Source organism: Streptomonospora mangrovi, assembly GCF_027604915.1.
Classification (GTDB): Bacteria; Actinomycetota; Actinomycetes; order Streptosporangiales; family Streptosporangiaceae; genus Streptomonospora; species Streptomonospora mangrovi.
Window position 1 is genome coordinate 1 of record NZ_JAJAQC010000085.1, and the last position, 17,061, is coordinate 17,061.

At 74.9% G+C, this 17,061-nt stretch carries 13 protein-coding genes; 9 read left to right on the forward strand and 4 right to left on the reverse strand.

Annotated features, from left to right (window positions below; translation table 11 throughout):
- Positions 1-174: 174 nt before the first annotated feature.
- Positions 175-567: a MerR family transcriptional regulator gene (locus LG943_RS26500; RefSeq protein WP_270075108.1), complete on the reverse strand. Its 393-nt coding sequence runs from the start codon at positions 565-567 to the stop codon at positions 175-177.
- A 196-nt stretch (positions 568-763) separates the two neighbouring features.
- Between LG943_RS26500 and LG943_RS26505 the strand changes: the two genes are divergently transcribed.
- Entirely contained in the window at positions 764-1,720 is a 957-nt protein-coding gene (locus LG943_RS26505) for an aldo/keto reductase (RefSeq protein ID WP_270075109.1), read from the forward strand.
- A gap of 78 nt (positions 1,721-1,798) precedes the next feature.
- Here LG943_RS26505 and LG943_RS26510 read toward each other — a convergent pair whose 3' ends face one another.
- Positions 1,799-3,262 (reverse strand): amino acid permease, encoded by a 1,464-nt coding sequence (locus LG943_RS26510; protein WP_270075110.1) that lies wholly within the window; start codon positions 3,260-3,262, stop codon positions 1,799-1,801.
- A gap of 613 nt (positions 3,263-3,875) precedes the next feature.
- Here LG943_RS26510 and LG943_RS26515 point away from each other — a divergent pair.
- Positions 3,876-4,544 carry a pyridoxamine 5'-phosphate oxidase family protein gene (locus LG943_RS26515; protein WP_270075111.1) on the forward strand — a complete coding sequence of 223 codons (669 nt, stop codon included), beginning with the start codon at positions 3,876-3,878 and terminating at the stop codon, positions 4,542-4,544.
- A gap of 77 nt (positions 4,545-4,621) precedes the next feature.
- A complete protein-coding gene (locus tag LG943_RS26520; RefSeq protein ID WP_270075112.1) occupies positions 4,622-5,857 on the forward strand; it encodes a hypothetical protein in 1,236 nt (411 codons plus the stop codon).
- Between the two features lie 94 nt (positions 5,858-5,951).
- On the opposite strand, the gene LG943_RS26525 is transcribed toward LG943_RS26520, so the two are convergent.
- Complete coding sequence (locus tag LG943_RS26525; RefSeq protein WP_270075113.1) at positions 5,952-6,686, reverse strand: hypothetical protein; 735 nt, start codon at positions 6,684-6,686, stop codon at positions 5,952-5,954.
- A 445-nt stretch (positions 6,687-7,131) separates the two neighbouring features.
- Here LG943_RS26525 and LG943_RS26530 point away from each other — a divergent pair, with 445 nt between their 5' ends.
- From LG943_RS26530 to LG943_RS26540, 3 genes are all read left to right on the forward strand, one after another.
- The gene (locus tag LG943_RS26530; RefSeq protein WP_270075114.1) at positions 7,132-9,252 is read left to right on the forward strand and encodes an FUSC family protein; all 2,121 of its coding nucleotides are present in this window, start codon (positions 7,132-7,134) and stop codon (positions 9,250-9,252) included.
- A 93-nt stretch (positions 9,253-9,345) separates the two neighbouring features.
- Positions 9,346-10,035 carry a haloacid dehalogenase type II gene (locus tag LG943_RS26535; RefSeq protein ID WP_270075115.1) on the forward strand — a complete coding sequence of 230 codons (690 nt, stop codon included), beginning with the start codon at positions 9,346-9,348 and terminating at the stop codon, positions 10,033-10,035.
- Positions 10,036-10,225: 190 nt separating this feature from the next.
- Positions 10,226-10,723, forward strand: a complete 498-nt coding sequence (locus LG943_RS26540) for an FBP domain-containing protein (RefSeq protein WP_270075116.1) — start codon at positions 10,226-10,228, stop codon at positions 10,721-10,723.
- Positions 10,724-10,811: 88 nt separating this feature from the next.
- Here LG943_RS26540 and LG943_RS26545 read toward each other — a convergent pair whose 3' ends face one another.
- Positions 10,812-11,480 carry a cyclase family protein gene (locus LG943_RS26545; protein WP_270075117.1) on the reverse strand — a complete coding sequence of 223 codons (669 nt, stop codon included), beginning with the start codon at positions 11,478-11,480 and terminating at the stop codon, positions 10,812-10,814.
- A 247-nt stretch (positions 11,481-11,727) separates the two neighbouring features.
- Between LG943_RS26545 and LG943_RS26550 the strand changes: the two genes are divergently transcribed.
- The 3 genes from LG943_RS26550 to LG943_RS26560 all read left to right on the forward strand — a co-directional run bounded on the left by LG943_RS26550 (position 11,728) and on the right by LG943_RS26560 (position 16,956).
- The gene (locus tag LG943_RS26550; RefSeq protein WP_270075118.1) at positions 11,728-12,417 is read left to right on the forward strand and encodes a lysophospholipid acyltransferase family protein; all 690 of its coding nucleotides are present in this window, start codon (positions 11,728-11,730) and stop codon (positions 12,415-12,417) included.
- A 382-nt stretch (positions 12,418-12,799) separates the two neighbouring features.
- Positions 12,800-14,146, forward strand: coding sequence for an FAD-dependent oxidoreductase (locus LG943_RS26555; protein ID WP_270075120.1), 1,347 nt, complete (start codon positions 12,800-12,802; stop codon positions 14,144-14,146).
- Between the two features lie 605 nt (positions 14,147-14,751).
- Positions 14,752-16,956: a penicillin-binding transpeptidase domain-containing protein gene (locus LG943_RS26560; protein ID WP_270075119.1), complete on the forward strand. Its 2,205-nt coding sequence runs from the start codon at positions 14,752-14,754 to the stop codon at positions 16,954-16,956.
- Positions 16,957-17,061: the final 105 nt, after the last annotated feature.

Sequence of the window (17,061 nt, forward strand, 5' to 3'; positions counted from 1 at the left end):
CCCAGGCCCTCCTCCGACTCGCCCGACAACGGATCAACGTGCTGTTCGCGATGCTCCGCGACGGCACCTTCTACGAACCCAGAACCCCACGCCTCGCTTGACCAAAGACATAGAGGCACCCCCCCGCCCGGCATCGCTTCCCGGTCCGATGTCTGCCCCGTTTGGCCGCCCCGCTCAGCCGGTCTCCAGTGCCGCCAGGCGGGTGTCGTAGGTCTCGATCTTTCGGTCGAGGTAGCGCAGAGTGGCCGCCAACTCCTCCATCCGCTCCAGCAGCCGGGCGCGCTGGTCGGCGAGCATGGCGCGGCGCGGGGCCACGGCGGTGTCGCCCTCGCGCACCAGGCGGGTGTACTCGACCATGGCGTGCAGGGGCATTCCGGTCCCCCGCAACCGCATCACCATCTCCAGCCGCGCCATTTCGGGCTCGCCGTAGAGGCGCTGGCCGGCGGCCGTGCGCGGTACCGGGTCCAGCAGCCCGATCCGCTCGTAGTAGCGCAGGGTGTCGGCCGACAGGCCCACGCGCTCGGCGGCGGCGGAGATCGTCAGCGGCCCGGTCGTGGTCGTGCTCATGCGGCGAATCTAGTCGGCCGCGCCGGCGCCGGGCGAGCGCGATCGCGCGCCTGGGGACAACCGCGCCGGCGGGCGACACGGCGCGCCGGTCGGGCGCTTGCGTTGGAGTCCACTCCAGGGTGCACAGTGCTCAGCGACGGCCGGTGTCCTCCGGCCGCACCGCCCGTTGCACCGCTGCTCCGGAAGAAGGCTCACCATGATCACCACCACCCTGGGGTCGTCCGGCCCCGCCATCGGCGCCATCGGCCTCGGCTGCATGGGCATGACCCACGGCTACGACCCGCGCGGCCGCGACGACGCGGTGTCGGTCTCGGTCATCCACCAGGCGCTCGACCTGGGCGTCACCCTGCTGGACACCGCCGACGTCTACGGCCCCTTCACCAACGAGGAACTGGTGGGCCGCGCGCTGGCCGACCGCCGCGACCGCGCGGTGCTGGCCACCAAGGTGGGGCTGGTCACCAACCCCGACCACCCCATGGGCCGCGGCAACGACGGGCGGCCCGAGCACGTGCGCGCTAGCATCGACGCCAGCCTGCGCCGCCTGGGCACCGACCACGTCGACCTCTACCAACTGCACCGCGTGGACCCCGCCGTCCCGCTGGAGGAGACCTGGGGCGCCATGGCCGAGGCGGTCGCGGCGGGCAAGGCCCGCGCCATCGGCCTGTCGGAGGTGTCGGTCGCCGAGATCCGGCGCGCCGCGGCGATCCACCCGGTGGCCTCGGTGCAGTCGGAGCTGTCGCTGTGGACGCGGGAGGTCCTGGCCGAGGTGCTGCCCCACTGCACGGCCGAGGGGATCGCGTTCCTGGCCTACTCGCCGCTGGGCCGGGGCTTTCTGACCGGCCGGTTCAGCTCGCCCGAGGACATCGCCGAGGGCGACTGGCGGCGGCGCAACCCCCGCTTCCAGGCCGAGGCGATGGCGGCCAACCAGGCCATCACCGATGCCGCCCGCCGCGTGGCCGAGCGCCACGGCGCCACCCCGGGGCAGGTGGCGTTGGCCTGGGCGCGGGCCCAGAGCGAGCGGGTGGTGCCGATCCCCGGCACCAAGACCCCGCGCTACCTGGTGGAGAACGCCGAGGCGGCCGACCTGGTGCTGACCGGGGACGACCTCGCCGAGCTGGACGCGGTGCCGGCCCCGGTGGGCGAGCGCTACTGAGAGCGGGTCCGGCCGGGCGCCGCGCGCGTGTGCGACGGTCCGGTGGGGCCGCCGAGGGGCGGCCCCACCGGGGGTGGGCTAGTCGGCGACGGTGCCCGCCGCCTCGCGCTCCGCCGCGATCCGGTTGACCCGGCCGCGCACGCAGAACCAGCCGACGACCATCGCGATGATGATCAGCGGCAGCGCCATGATGGTGTAGCGGCCGATCTCGTCGAACCACATCATCACCACGATGGACAGGAAGAACAGCAGGGTGACGATCTCGGTGAAGGGCGACCCGAACAGCCGGTAGGAGGGCCGCCGCACCCGGCCGGCCTGGGCCTCCCGGTAGAACATCAGGTGGGAGAGCATGATCATGCTCCAGGTGCCGATGACGCCGATCGCCGCGAAGTTGATGACGATCTCGAACGCCTCGGCGGGCAGCACGTAGTTCAGCCCGACACCCAGCACGCACACCGCGCAGGTCAGCAGGATGCCGCCGTAGGGCACCTGGCTGCGGCTCATCACCGAGGTGAACTTGGGCGCCGACCCGGCCATGGACATCGACCGCAGGATGCGGCCGGTGGTGTAGAGGCCGGAGTTGAGGCTCGACATCGCGGCGGTCAGCACGACCAGGTTCATCACGTCGCCGGCGGCGGGCACGCCCAGTTCGCTGAGGACGGTGACGAACGGGCTCTGCCCGGCCTCGAAGACGGTGTAGGGCACCAGCATGGCCAGCAGCAGCACCGAGCCGACGTAGAACAGGCCGATGCGCCACATGATCGAGTTGATCGCCTTGGGCATGACCTTTTCGGGGTCGGCGGTCTCGCCGGAGGTCACGCCGACCATCTCGACCGCGGAGTAGGCGAAGATCACGCCCTGCATGACGAGGACGACCGGGAGGACGCCCGCGGGGAAGAAGCCGCCTTCGCTCACGAGCAGGTGGACACCGCTGTCGTGCCCGCCCACGTCCTGGCCGGTGACCAGCAGCGCGATGCCGATCACCATGAAGACGACCAGGGCCGCGACCTTGATGATCGCGAACCAGAACTCCATCTCGCCGAAGATCTTCACCGAGATCAGGTTGAACGCCAGCACCACGGCGAGCGCGATGAGCGCCAGCACCCACTGGGGGATGTCGGAGAACATGTCCCAGTAGTGGACGTAGAGGGCGATCGCGGTGATGTCGGCGATCCCGGTCGTGGACCAGTTCAGGAAGTAGAGCCAGCCGCCGACGTAGGCGCCCTTCTCCCCCATGAACTCGCGCGAGTAGGAGACGAACGAACCGGACGAGGGCCGGTGCAGGATCAGCTCGCCGAGCGCGCGGACCACGAAGAACGCGAAGAGGCCGCAGATGCCGTAGGCCAGGGCCAGGGCCGGGCCGGCCGAGGCCAGCCGGCCGCCGGCGCCCAGGAACAGGCCGGTGCCGATGGCGCCGCCGATCGCGATCATGTTGACGTGGCGCGCGGTCAGGGACTTCGCGTAGCCGGAGTCACCGGCGTCGACGTGCCGTGCCGGCGCTTTCTGCTCCTGGCCTTCCGGGCTCAGGGTTTCCTCAGACATACAGGTGGTTCCTCGCCATTGAGGGGGGTTGATCCCCTCGCACCGGCAGGGGCGGGGAAGCCTTCGACGCGCGCCGGAGGCCCGCCCGCAGCCACCGGCGCGAGGGCCTACAGCCTCGGCGGCACGCGTGGCACCGGAGAGGCGGGAATCCGCCAGCGGACCGGGGCGACGCGCCGGACAACGGCGCGTGACGACGGGGTGACGTGAATCCCGCCGAAAGATTAGCGACTGGTGTCAGATGCGCCACATCAGTCCCATATGGCATAAATCACGCCGAAAGCCGACGTCGGGGCGGAAAACGTGAAACTCCGCCTCCGACAGCGCATTCACGTTTCGGGCGGCGTTTTCGGCCCTGACCAGCAGCGCGACGCCGCGCACCCCAAACGGGGGGCTTCACCCGGCCGGGCCGCCCCGCCGACCCGCCACTTCCGATCGCACACCGGCGCCTCGCCCGCCACCGCGGGGGCGCGGGCGACCAGAGGCACGGGCGGGGGCACCGAAGGACGCCAAGGCCGCCGGGAGAGCGCGCGAAAACCGGTGACCGGAAGCCCGCCCCCTGTTATCATCCTAGTACATTAACCAATTTGTACTATCACGAAGTTGGTGTTGGCTCGTGGTGCTCGACTCCTCGCCCGCCTATTCCGCCGGTCCCCGAACCACCCCCACCCGCCTCGCCGAGCGCGCCCGCTACGACCGCGCCGCCGTCCACGCCATCCTGGACGCCGACTACATCTGCCACCTCGGCTTCGTGGCCGACGGCGCCCCCGTGGTGCTGCCCACCATGTACGCCCGGGTCGGCGAGCGCCTGTACCTGCACGGCTCGACCGGCAGCCGCCCGCTGCACGCGGCCCGCGAGTGCCTGCGGGTCTGCGTCACCGTCACGCTCAACGACGGCGTGGTGCTGGCGCGGTCGGCGTTCCACCACTCCATCAATTACCGGTCGGTGATGGCCCACGGGATCGCCCACCGCGTCGTCGACGAGCAGGAGCGCCGCATGGCCCTGGACGCGCTGGTCAACGCCCCCTTCCCCGGCCGCGCCGACGACTGCCGCCCGCCGACGCCCAAGGAGCTGGCCAAGACCGCCGTCATCCGGCTGGACCTCGCCGACGTCTCGGCCAAGGTCCGCACCGGCGGGGTCGGCGACGACCCCGAGGACCTCGGCCTCCCGCACTGGGCCGGGGTGGTCCCCACCACGCGCGGCTTCGCGCCGCCCGTGACCGACGACCAGGGCACCGGCCCGGTCACGGCCCCGGTCCCCGACTACGTGCGCCAGGCGCTGTAGCCGCCGCCCGGAGGCGGCGCCGCGTCGCGCCGCGTCAGCCACGGCGCGGGGCCGCGCGGACCACTACGCTCGTCCCCGTGGCAGCGACCGACGCGAACACCTGCAACTTCCCCGGCTGCACCCGCCCGGTGCCGCGCGGCTCCGCGCCCGGGCGCCCACCGGAGTACTGCGACCTGCCCGAGCACACGCGCTGGCGCGCCTGGAAGGAGCGCCAGCGCCTGCGCCAGGAGACCGCAGAGCAGACGGCGGCCCAGTCCGCGCCGGACGGCGCGCCGGCCGCCCCCGCCACCGCGTCCCCGGCGGCGGGGGCGGTCGCAAGCGCGGCCACCGGCGGCACCGCCCCGGTCACCAGCGCCCGGCTGCGCGCCGACGACCTGCTGGTGCGCTTCTCCGTGCAGGCCGAGCAGTTGACGGCCACCCTCAGCGCGGCGACCGACGCGTTCGCCGCCATGACCGACCCCGCCAACGTCGAGGCCCAGGTGGAGGCCGCCCGCATCGACGCGGCCCGGCGGATCGCCGAGGCCGACGCCGCCCGGCTCGACGCCGACGGCCGCCGCCGCGCGGCCGAGCGCGAGCGCGCCGAGGCCGAGCAGGCGCGCGAGGCGGCAGAGGAGGCGGCCGCCTCGGCGGTGGCCGCCGCCGGAGCGGCCGAGCGCATGGCCGACGAGGCCATCGCGCGCCGCCAGGAAGCCCTCGCCGAGCGCGACCGCGCCGCCGAGGAGGCCGCCCGCGCCGAGGCCGAGCGCGCCGCCGCCCTCACCGAGTACAACGCCGGGCTCGCCGACGCAGAACGCCGCCGCGCCGCCGCCGAGGAGGCCGCGGCAGAGCGGCTGGAGACCGAGCGCCGCACGGCGGCCGCCGAACTCGCGCGGGTCAAAGAGGAAGCCGCAACCGAACTCGCACGGGTGCGCCGGGAGGCCGCCGCCGAGCAGGCCGCGCTGCGCGAGCGCCTGGAGGTCACCGAGCGCGCCGCCGAGGAGGCCCGGCGGCGGGCCGAACGCGCCGAGCAGGAGGCCGAGGCGCTGCGCGCCCGCTTGGCCGACGCCGCCGAGGAGCGGACGCGCCTGGCGGCGGAGGTCGAACGCGAGCGCGAACACGCGGAGCGTGAGCGCGCCCGCCACCTCGCCGAGGTGGAGGAGCGCCGCGGCACGGCCGCCCGGGAACTGGCGGAGGCCAAGGAGGCGGCGGCCGAGCGGCTGGCCGCGATGGACGACGCCCGCACCCAGGCCCTCCGCCGCGCCGAACGCGCGGAGGCGCAGTTGGACGACGTCTTGGCCGAACTCAAGCACCTCCGCGCCGCCGCCCAGGGCTGACGCGCGGCCGCGACGGAAGCACCGGGGACAGCGGAGGGCCGCCGTTGCGACCACCGACGGCCTCACCGGTGAGCGCCCCCGGCCCGCGCACGCCCTAGGGGCGTCCGCTTCGCTCCTGGTTGAGGGGGACGCCGTGCTCCTCGGCGAAGGCGCGGCGGCACAGGCCGTGGCAGAAGCCGTACAACACGCCGTCGTGCACCAGGGTGAGGGCGGAGTCGTCCAGTTCCACGCTCATGCCGCAGACGGGGTCGACCAGCGTGCGCGGCCGGGGCGAAGGCGCGGCCCTGCTCTCCTCAGGCGCCGCGCCGCCCGGCGGCTCGGGCGCCTCCCCAGGCGCTCCCCCGGGCGCCGGGCGGGCGGCCGTGGTGTCGCGGTAGGGCCGGGAGACGAACTCCATGAGGTCCATGCTGCCCATCACCCGGCCGCCGACCCCGATCCCGCCTTCGCCGATGCCGTCGACCAGGACGGTGGCGTGCGGCTCGCGGCGCACCCGCTCGGGATCGCGGCCCGCCAGGCGCTCGGTCTCGGCCAGGACACCGGTCACGATCTCCACCACCGGCCCGCTCATCTCCTTGCGCCAGGACGCCGGGACGGTGATCCGCACGAGGTAGCGGGGCGGCGACGCGGGGTCGGCCGCCGGGCGCTCGCCCAGGACCCAGGTCGCGGCCTCGTGCACGAGGACCTGGGTGATCCGGCGCTGGGCGTCGAGGACCTCGACGGCGTGGCTGTCGTCCTCGGCCAGGAGCGCGTCGACCAGCCGCTCCCCCAGTTCTCGCCGCTCGTCCTCGTCCAGGCCGCCCCGGGGCGTCCACACCTCGATCAGCAGCATCGCCGGTTCCCCTTCCACGTCCGCCGTCCGGCCTCCGACGCCCAACGGACGCCGGGACTCCAAGTCCGCCCAGCATCCCCCCTGGGGGTATCGGTCGTCATCCTCCTCAGGGACAGGTCTTGCGCTACTCCCGGGGATGTAGGGCCGCGCCCTGCTGCCCCGGCGGGCGCAGCCCCGGCCACCCGCGCCACTCCCGCCACCCACGGCGACGGCACCGCCACCCTCCGCCGCCGCGCCGGTGATGGTGGCCACGCCGGGCACCGGCCGCGCGGCGGGCGCCCTCACGCCGCCGCCGTGCGGCGCCGCCGCGACCGGCAGGGCGCCTACCTGCGGCATCGTGAGCGGCGGACGCCCCGGGCGCCGCACCCGCCGCGCGCGCCCGCCCCGGCGGCCCGAGGCGCGGCGACACGCCGGGCGCGACCAACGCGGGCGCGGCCCGCCTACCATGGACCTCGTGCATGACCAGGGGGCGAGCAGCGGCAGATCCGACGATCCGACGCCGAGTGAACCCATCTGGAACCCGCCCACCCGCGTCCGGCCCAAGGTCGCCGAGCTGCCGAGGTCCCGCGTGGACGTCAAGGCGCTGTTCGGCCTGGCCTCCGGAGGCTGGGGCTGGAGCACCGGCTTCAAGGCCGTCATCGCCATGGCCACCTCCTTCTCCCTGGCCGCCGCCCTGTTCGGGCCGCAGGTGGGCACGCTGGCCGCGCTGGGGTCCATGACGGTCCTCTACGAGAAGGAGACCCCCTACCAGTACCGCGCGGTGGCGCTGGCGTTCGTCGGACTGGGGTTCGTGGCCAGCGTGGTGGTGGGCACGGTCAGCTCGCTCAACCTGTGGGCGGGCGCCGTCGCCATCGGTGCCGTGGCCGGGGTCTCCACCTGGGTGTGCCAGGCGCTGCGCGTGGACAAGCCCGGCCCGCTGTTCTTCGTGCTGGTCTGCGGCATCTCGACCATCGCCCCCGGCGGCCTGGCGCAGGTGCCGCTGCACGCGCTGGTCGCCGGGCTGGGCGCCGCCGTGGGCTGGGCGGTGTCGATGGGCGAGGGGCTGTTCCGGGGCCGCCACCCCGAGCACCGCGCGGTCGCCCAGGCGTTCGCCCAGTTGGCCGCCCTGCTGCGGGCCATCGGCACCCCCCGCGTGGACCACGTCCAGCACGACGCGTCGGTGGCCGTGGCCCGCGCCTGGCGCATCGTGCTGCTGGGCCAGACCCGCGGCTACCGCGACACCGCCACGGCGGCGCGGCTGCGCGCGCTGCTGCGCTGGGTCTCCGACATCCACCTGGCCGCCACCGACGTCTCCCTGGCCCGCACCGAGCGCCTGCCCGCGCTGGCCGCCGACTTCGCCGACGAACTGGTGGGCGCGGTGGGGCGCCCCGACCTCGCCCCCGACCCCGACCGGCTGGACGAGCTGCGCAAGGGGCTGCGGCCGCGCTCGCTGGAGGCGCGGCTGTACAACCGGCTGGGCCGCGCCGCCCAGACCGCGCGCCGCGACGAGCACGAGGTCGAGGGCCGCGGCCTGGAGCTGCACGACGAGCGCTACCCCTCGGTGTGGCAGTCGCTGCGCTCCAGCCTCACCCGGGAGTCGCTGGTGCTGCCCACCGCCCTGCGGATGGGCATCACCGTGGCCCTGGCGGCGGTGTTCGGCCTGGCCGTGGGCCTGGACCGCTACTACTGGATCTGCATCACCGCCACGGCGGTACTCCAGGGCGGCAACGTGGTACTGACGGTGAACCGGTCGGCCCAGCGCGCCCTGGGCACGCTGGTGGGGGTGGTCATCGGCGTGCTGCTGCTGATGGCCGACCTGCCGCTGGCCGCCAGTATCGCGCTGGCCGCCGCCTTCCAGGGGCTCACCCAGCTCACGGTCGCGCGCAACTTCTTCTACGCCAGCATCTTCCTCACCCCGATGGGCCTCATCCTGGCCCACACCGCTTCGCCTAACCCGGTGGAGCAGCTCGCCGAGGCGCGCATCCTCGACACCGTGGTGGGGTCGCTGGCGGGCATGCTCGGCGCGCTGCTGCTGTGGCGGCGCGCGTCGGCGGCGCGGCTGCCCCAGACCATCACCGACGTGCTGGAGCACACCCGCACGGCGCTGCTGACGGTGCTGGACCCCGAGGTGGAGCCCGACGCCGAGCGCACCTACCGGCTGCGCCGCGACCTGCGCACCGCCCTGGTCAGCCTGCGCGGCGTCTACGACAGCGCCGTGGGCGACGTGCCGCGCGCCACGACCACCCGCCCGCTGTGGCCGGTGGTGGTGGCCACCCAGCGGGTGGGCTACCTGGCGCTGGCGGCGCTGGCGCTGGAGCGGCCCCAGCCCGCCTCCCAGATCACGTTGCAGCGGCTCTACCTGGCCTTCGAGGAGCTGATGGCGGCCCTGCGGGAGCGGCGCACCCCCCGCCTGGGCGCGCTGCCGCGCCTGGTGGACTACCCGCGGATCAACATGGAGCTGCGCGCGCTCTCGGCGGCGATGCGCACCGCCGTGGCCGAGGACGAGCGCAGCGCCGCCCGCGAGGAGGAGCGCCGCCGCCAGCGCGAGCGCCACCGCGCCCAGGAGGAGCTGGACGCCGACCTGTAGCGTTGCCGCGCACCCTGCTCCCGTGCGGCCCGAACCGCTGCCGAGCCTGATCGACCCCGATCCGGCCCGACCCGACACCGAGGAGCGCTTCCCGTGATCTCACCCGCCGACATCGACGTACTCGTCTTCGACGTGCTGGGGACCATGGTCGACGAACCCGGCGGCATCAGCCGGGGTCTGCGCGCGCTGGTGCCCGGCGGCGGCGAGGCGCAGGCTGCGAAGCTGCTGGAGGTGTGGCAGCGCCACGTCGAGGAGCGCCAGGGCGACATGCTGGCCGGCCGCGCCCCGTTCGTCTCCAGCACGGTGCTGGACCGCGAGGCGGCCGAGCGCGTGGCCGCCGAGGCGGGGGTGGCCGACCCCGAGGCGGTCCGCGCGCTGGCCGGCGCCGCGCGGCGGCTGGACCCCTGGCCGGACTCCGCCCGGGGGCTGGACCGGCTGGCCGCGCGCTTCACGGTGGTGGGCCTGTCCAACGCCGAACCGGCGGCGCTGACCCGCATCAGCGCCCACGCCGGGCTGCGCTGGCACCAGGTGCTCTCGGCGGCCGAGGCGGGCCGCTACAAGCCCCACCCCGACGTCTACGGCCTGGCGGTGGCCAACGCGGGGGTGGAGCCGGGGCGCCTGCTGATGGTCGCCGCCCACGCCTGGGACCTGCGCGCCGCGCAGGCGGCGGGGATGCGCACCGCCTACGTCGAGCGCCCGGTGGGCGACCCGCCCCGCCCCGGCGACGCCTTCGACGTCTCCGCCGGGAGCCTGGACGAGTTGGCCGCCGCCCTCGGCGCCTGAGGGGCCGTCCGCCCGCGGCGAACACCGCGCCGCGCTCGCCCGCCGGGTTCCCGGCGGGCTCTTCCGCGTGCCCGCCGCCGGTCCCGCGCGCGAGCACACCCCCGCCCGCCCGGGAGAACTCCCCCGGCCGCGCTGCCTAAAGCGTTAAATGCTTTGCCTAGGGCCCCTAGGAGAAGTTAGCGTCGCCGACATGAGACCGTTGACCGAGCAGGAGATCCGTGCCGCCTTCGTGAACTGCGGAAAGGGCGAGGCCAAGCGGGTGCCCATGCCCCGCGACCTCGCCGACACGGCGTGGGAGGACCTCGACTTCCTGGGGTGGCGCGACCTCGGGTCGCCCGAGCGCAGCTACCTGGTGGCCGAGCACCGCGACCGCGTGGTCGCCGTGGCCCTGCGCTCCCCTCAGAGCCGCACGCGCGACTTCCTGCACCGCAGCCTGTGCTCGATGTGCCTGACCACCCACCCCTCGGGCGGCGTGCTGCTGATGGCCGCCCGCAAGGCGGGGCCGGCCGGGCGCCAGGGCGACTCCGCCGGCCTACACGTCTGCGCCGACATGGCGTGCTCGCTGTACGTGCGCGGCCGCAAGGCGCCCGCCGCCGGCGGGCGCCTGCCCGAGGACCTCAGCGTCGAGGAGATGGTCGCCCGCACCCGCGAGCGGCTCGCCGGGTTCCTCGACCGCATCCTGGGCTGAGGGCGCCCGGCCGCCGGCCGGACGCCCCGCCGCCGGCGCTCCGCCGGCGGCTGCCCGCGCGCCCCCCGCGGGGCGCGCCCGCGCCGGGCTAGCCGACCATCGCGAACGCGCGCACCGGGAAGGTGGCCATGCCGCGCACCTTCACCGGCACGGCGAAGAACGTGAAGCCGGTCTCGGGCAGCCGGTCCAGCAGGCACAGGTGCTCCACGATCGGGATGCCGGCCGCCAGCAGCACCGAGTGCGCCGGGCGGGCGCCCTCGGCCTCGGGCGAGGTGTCGTCGATGTTGACGGAGTCGATGCCCACCAGCGCCGCCCCGGCCTCGGCCAGCGCCTTGGCTCCCTCGCCGGAGAGGAAGGGGTGCTCGGCGTCGCCGTAGCGCTCGGTGCGCCAGTGGCGGTCCCACCCGGTGCGCAGCAGCACCGCCCGGCCGGCGACGTCCACGTCGCGCACGGCGTCGGGGCCGATCTCGCGGGCGCCCTCGGGCAGGTCCACGACCACGCCCGCCAGGCCCGCCACCTTCTCCAGTTCGAGGTCGGCGAGGTCGGCGCCGTCGCGGTAGCGGTGCCCGGGGGTGTCCAGGTAGGTGCCGGTGTTGGCCACCATGGTGATGCGGGCGATGCTGAACTCGGTGCCCGCCGCGTAGGTGTTGTGGGACTCCTCGAACGTCATGTGGTCGTCGATCTGGGGTCCGGGCAGGCCGGGGTAGGTCACCATCCCGGACGTGATCTGGTGGCTGACGTCGACAAGCCGCGTCATGAATTCCGCCTTTCTGCTGCCGTGGCACGCTCGCCGCCCTGCGCGGGCACCAAACATAGGTCTAGACCAGACTCTAGCGGCCGGGACCGCCCCGCGTCCGGCGCGGTGGCACCGGCGGGGCGGACGCGCCCGCACGCGCCCGCGGCGGACCCCGCTACAGTCGAACCGGCAGCACACGGCGCCGCGCGCCGGGCCGCCGCCCCCCATCATCCCCGCCCGCCGCCGCATCCGAAAGAGGACACCCGCCGTGGAGCTGTACGGTGCCGCGAAGACGGTCATCGCGCCCATCACCCGAGGCATCTGGCCGCTGCACACCGAGGGGCTGCACCACATTCCCGCCGAGGGGCCGGTGATCCTGGCGGCCAACCACCTCTCCAACATCGACCCGCTGTTCATCGGCGTGGCCGTGCCCCGCCCGGTCACCTTCATCGCCAAGCAGGAACTGTTCGCCGAGGCCAACCTCCCCCAGCGGCTGTTCGCCCGCGCGCTGCGCGCCATCGGCCAGCTCTCGGTGGACCGCCGCCCCGGGCAGGGCTCCCAGGAGGCCATGGAGCACAGCCTGAAGGCGCTGGCCGAGGGCGCGGTGTTCGGGATCTTCCCCGAGGGCAGCCGCTCCCCCGACGGCCGCCTGCACCGGGGCCAGACCGGGCTGGCCTGGCTCGCGCTGACCTCGGGCGCGCCGGTGGTGCCGCTGGCGCTGGCCGGGACCAACCGGATCCTGCCGCGCGGGCGGCGGGTGCCGCGCCTGTGCCGGGTGGGCATCCGGGTGGGGCCGCCGGTGGACCTGAGCCCGTGGGCGGGCGAGGCCGGGCGGGCGCGCTCGCGCCGCGCGGCCACCGACGCGGTGATGGCGGCCATCCAGCGGTTGTCGGGGCAGCGGCAGGTGGGGCGCTACGCGGCCTCGGTCAAGGCCGAACTGCGGGCGAAGGGCGCCTGAGCGCGCGGACCGCCCCCGCCTCGCACGGCCCCCGCTCAGGGGGCGACACGCAGCGCGGCGGGACCCCGACGTGAGGTAATCCACAGCGCGTCCCGGCTTAGCGGGGGCCGGCGCCGTGTTGCCCTTGAGGGAAGGGCCGCACGCGGCTCGACGTGCGCCGACCGCGCGGGCGCACCCGGGCGGGCCCGGGCAGCGGCCCGGAAGAGGCGTTGTCTATTTTGGTAGTGGGTTTAGTAGGCTTAAACCTTGCGGGTAAACTTAGGTTAGCCTAACCTCGTTTTGCGTGTCCCGGTGCGCGGACGGCCACGCCCGACCGCCGCCTCCGCCGCCTTCCGGAGCAGACGCGACCAATGGAGAATGCCAAATGACGCGACCACTGCGCGTGGGAATCGTGGGGGCCGGCCCCGCGGGGATCTACGCGGCCGACATCCTCACCAAGGACGAGACCCTGGCCGCGAGCGGCGTCCCGGTCAGCATCGACGTCCTGGACCGGCTGCCCTCCCCCTACGGCCTGGTCCGCTACGGCGTGGCGCCCGACCACCCCCGCATCAAGCAGATCCAGCAGGCCCTGCACAAGGTGCTGGACAAGCCCCAGGTGCGCTTCATCGGCAACGTCGAGTACGGCCGCGACCTCAAGCTGGAGGACCTGCGCCGCCACTACGACGCGGTGGTCTTCGCCACCGGCTCCGACCGCGACCGCCCCCTGGACATCCCCGGCGCCGACCTGCCCGGCTGCCACGGCGCCGCCGACTTCGTCGCCTGGTACGACAGCCACCCCGACACCCCCGAGGACTGGCGGGTCGAGGGCACCAGCGTCGCGGTGATCGGCGCCGGCAACGTCGCCGTGGACGTCGCCCGCATCCTCGCCAAGGACGCCGACGACCTGCTCGAGACCGACATCACCGACAACGTGCACCGGGGGCTGGGCGCCAAGGGCGTCACCGACGTCCACGTCTTCGCCCGGCGCGGGATCGCCCAGGCCAAGTTCACCCCCATGGAGCTGCGCGAGCTGGACAAGCAGCCGGGCGTGGAGGTCGTGGTCGACCCCGAGGACTTCGAACTGTGCGAGGCCAGCCTCGCCGCCATCGAGGAGTCCAACCAGACCAAGACCAACGTCAAGATTCTTCAGAACTGGGCCATCCGCGACCTGCGCGGCGAGCCCCGGCGCCTGCACCTGCACTTCCTCCACCGGCCCGTGGAGATCCTGGGCACCGACCGCGTCACCGGCCTGCGCACCGAGCGCATGGAGCTGACCGGCGACGGCGGCGTGCGCGGCACCGGCGAACTGGTCGACCACGACGTCCAGGCCGTCTACCGCGCCATCGGCTACCTCGGCTCGCCAGTGGCCGACCTGCCCTTCGACGAGGAGCGCGGGGTCATCCCCAACGACGGCGGCCGCGTGCTCGACCTCGACGACCAGCCCATCCCCGGCGTCTACACCACCGGCTGGATCAAGCGCGGCCCGGTCGGGCTGATCGGCCACACCAAGGGCGACGCCCTGGAGACCGTGGCCAACCTGGTCGCCGACCGCGACTTTCTGGCACCCGCCGCCGAGCCCGAGCCGGAGTCGTTCCTGCGCCTGCTGGGCGAGCGCGGCGTCCCCTTCACCACCTGGGAGGGCTGGCAGCGCCTGGAGAGCCATGAGGAGTCCCTGGGCGAGCCCCACGGCCGCAAGCGGATCAAGGTCCGCTCGCGCGAGGACATGACCCGTATCGCCCGCGCCGAGTAGCACCCGCCTCTAGCCACCCGCCTCCGGGCGCCCGCCTCCCCGCCGGGGGCCGGCGCGCCCGCCGCCGGCACCTCCGGTCGCACCGGGGCCGGGCGCCCGCGCCGCGCCCGGCCCCTTCCGCGTGTTCCGCGTGTGCGAGGCGCGCGCGGCGCGCGGCCGGGTTCTTCCCAGGCGCGGGCGCCCCGGTGCGGCCCGCGCCGCGTTCCCGACCGCGCGCCCACGGGTGCCGGGGGCGCGTCGGCACCGGTCGGGGCCGCCCGGCCGGCCCGCGCCGGGCGCCGGGTGCCGGGTGCCGTCCAATAACGGCCCGCTTCCGCTGTGTGATCCGGATTACCGCCGGATCGGGTGGGGCTGGCGGAACACAGTGCTCCCGCGATGGGTTACAGTCGCCAGTGGTCGGTGTGGTAGCAAGTGTCCCCCGGGCCTCACCTATTGCCTTCGCGGAATACCGCGTGCGGCGTCCGCCCAGGCGGGCCGCCCACGGCCTACGGAGCCGCGTTGTGCCCCGCGCCGAGAGGCGACCGCCACACCGGCCACTCATCGTCGCTCCCGCCCCGCTTTCCTTGTCTGGGAGGCGGGGCGGAGCTGTCTGGAAGGACGATCGCGTGGACGACCAACGGCGCCCGACCGGGCCGGGTGAGCCCTCCTCCCCGGCTCCCCGGGGCGGCGCTTGGGGGCCTGAATCCCCCGCGACCCCCCGCCCGACCGGATCGGGCCCGCCCGGATCCGGCCCCCACCCCTCCCCCTTCGACCCGCCGCAGACGGCGGACGCACCGCGCGGCGACCCCTTCGCCGCCCCCGCCGACTCCCCCGGTCCCGCCCCGCGCACCGGGTCCCCCTACCGCCTCCCCGGCTCCCCCGCCGACCCGGCCTCCTCTTCGGCGGAATCCCCCTTCGGTTCGACCGCCGCCCCCGGCTCCTCCTACGGCTCCTCCGGTTCGCCCTACGGCGCCTCGGGCGCCCCCGCCGGGGGCGCCGGCGCGGCCGAGGGCGCGGACCGTGCCGACGGTGCCGACCGTGCTGACGGCGCTACCAGTGCCCCCTGGGAGCGCTTGGGCGCCGAGGGCCGCACCGACACCCCCGCCGGCGCCGAGCCGCCGGGCACCCCGCCGGTCCCGCCCGGCGCCGCCCACTCCGGGCCGGCCGACCCGCCCGAGCCCCGCCGCCGCTCCCGCAAGGGGCTGGTCATCGGCATCGTCAGCGCCGTGGTGGTGCTCGCCCTGATCGGCGGCGGCGTGTCCTGGTACGTGCTGACCATGCCCCAGCCCGAGGACACCGCCGAGGACTACGCGGCGGCCTGGCGCGAGGGCGACTACGCCGCCCTGGCCGGCCTCGCCACCGGCGGGGGCGACCCCGCGGCGGCCTACGAGCGCGTCGCCGACAACCTCGGCGTCGAGAGCACCGAGGTGACCACCGGCACCGTCACCGAGGACGGCGACACCGCCAGCGTGCCCTTCGAGGCCACCCTGACCCTGAGCAACGCCGGCGAGTGGTCCTATGACGGCACGCTGCCGCTGGTGCGCGCCGACGGCGAGTGGCGGGTGGACTTCAGCCCCGCCGTCATCCACCCCGACCTGGGCGAGGGCCAGACCCTGGTGCGCACCAACGAGTGGGGCGAGCGCGGCCGCGTGCTGGGCGCCGACGGCTCCCGGCTCGACGAGAGCCCCTCGGGCTCGGTGCAGATGATCGTCGGCGAGGTCGGCACCGCCACCGAGGACATGCTCGGCGACCTGGGCCCCGCCTACGAGGTGGGCGACCCGGTGGGCGTCAGCGGGGTGCAGGCGCAGTACGAGGAGCGCCTGGCCGGCACCGCCACCACCGCCGTGCGGGTGGTGGACCAGGGCGCCGCCGACGGCGAGGTCCCCGAGGACGCGCCCACGGTCGGCGCGATCGAGGGCACCGACGGCAAGGACGTCACCCTGAGCATCGACCCGGCCATGCAGGAGGCCGCCGGGGCGGCCATCGTGGACCAGACCAAGCCGACCGCGATGGTGGCGATCCGCCCCTCCACCGGCGAGGTGCTGGCGGCGGCCAACGTCCCCGGCGGGTTCAACCGCGCGCTGGAGGGGCAGTATCCGGCCGGTTCGATCTTCAAGATCGTGTCCTACGACGCCCTGCTGACGTCGGGGATGGGCATGGACGCGCCCATGGACTGCCCCCGCAACGTCACGGTGGGCGGGCAGAAGTACAAGAACGCCGGCGACGCCGCCTACGGCGCCCAGTCGGTGCTGGAGGCGTTCGCGACCTCCTGCAACACCGCGCTGGTGCAGCAGGTGGCCGACCGCCTCGACGGCGCCGCCCTGGTGGAGAGCGCCGAGAAGTTCGGGTTCAACGAGGAGATCAAGGCGGGCCTGCCCGTGTTCGAGCCCTCGCTGCCCACCCCCGACAGCGTGCCGCTGCTCACCGCCTCCAGCATCGGCCAGGGCCAACTGCTGACCTCGCCGCTGCACATGGCCTCGGTGCCGGCCGCCGTCGCCGAGGGGTCCTACCGCTCGCCGCTGCTGGTGACCGAGCCGGCGCCCGAGGGCCGGCCCGAGCCCACGCCCATCGACACCGCGCCCCAACTGCGGGAGATGATGCGGGCCGTGGTCACCGAGGGCACCGCCAAGGACGTCGGCTTCACGGGCGAGGTCCACGGCAAGAGCGGCACCGCCGAGTACGGCACCGCCGAGGAGGGCGAGGAGCTGCCCGCCCACGGGTGGTTCGTGGGCTATGAGGGCGACATCGCCTTCGCCGTGGTGGTCGAGGACGGCGAGAGCGGTTCGGGTGCCGCCGCGCCGCTGGCCCGCAAGTTCCTCGACGCCCTGTAGGGGCGCACGGCAGCGGTCCGGGCCGCCGGAGGCGGCGGCGCGGACCGGTCGCGGGGCGTCCGCGCCGGTGCGGCCGCGCGAGGGGGATCCCCTCCCGCGCGGCCC

What these genes read in the sequence shown, in the direction of transcription:
- LG943_RS26530 (WP_270075114.1), top strand. Translation starts at nt 7,132, where the DNA reads ATGGACCTCGTGCATGACCAGGGGGCGAGCAGCGGCAGATCCGACGAT.
- LG943_RS26505 (WP_270075109.1), top strand. Translation starts at nt 764, where the DNA reads ATGATCACCACCACCCTGGGGTCGTCCGGCCCCGCCATCGGCGCCATC.
- LG943_RS26510 (WP_270075110.1), bottom strand. Translation starts at nt 3,262, where the DNA reads ATGTCTGAGGAAACCCTGAGCCCGGAAGGCCAGGAGCAGAAAGCGCCG.
- LG943_RS26545 (WP_270075117.1), bottom strand. Translation starts at nt 11,480, where the DNA reads ATGACGCGGCTTGTCGACGTCAGCCACCAGATCACGTCCGGGATGGTG.
- LG943_RS26525 (WP_270075113.1), bottom strand. Translation starts at nt 6,686, where the DNA reads ATGCTGCTGATCGAGGTGTGGACGCCCCGGGGCGGCCTGGACGAGGAC.
- LG943_RS26500 (WP_270075108.1), bottom strand. Translation starts at nt 567, where the DNA reads ATGAGCACGACCACGACCGGGCCGCTGACGATCTCCGCCGCCGCCGAG.
- LG943_RS26540 (WP_270075116.1), top strand. Translation starts at nt 10,226, where the DNA reads ATGAGACCGTTGACCGAGCAGGAGATCCGTGCCGCCTTCGTGAACTGC.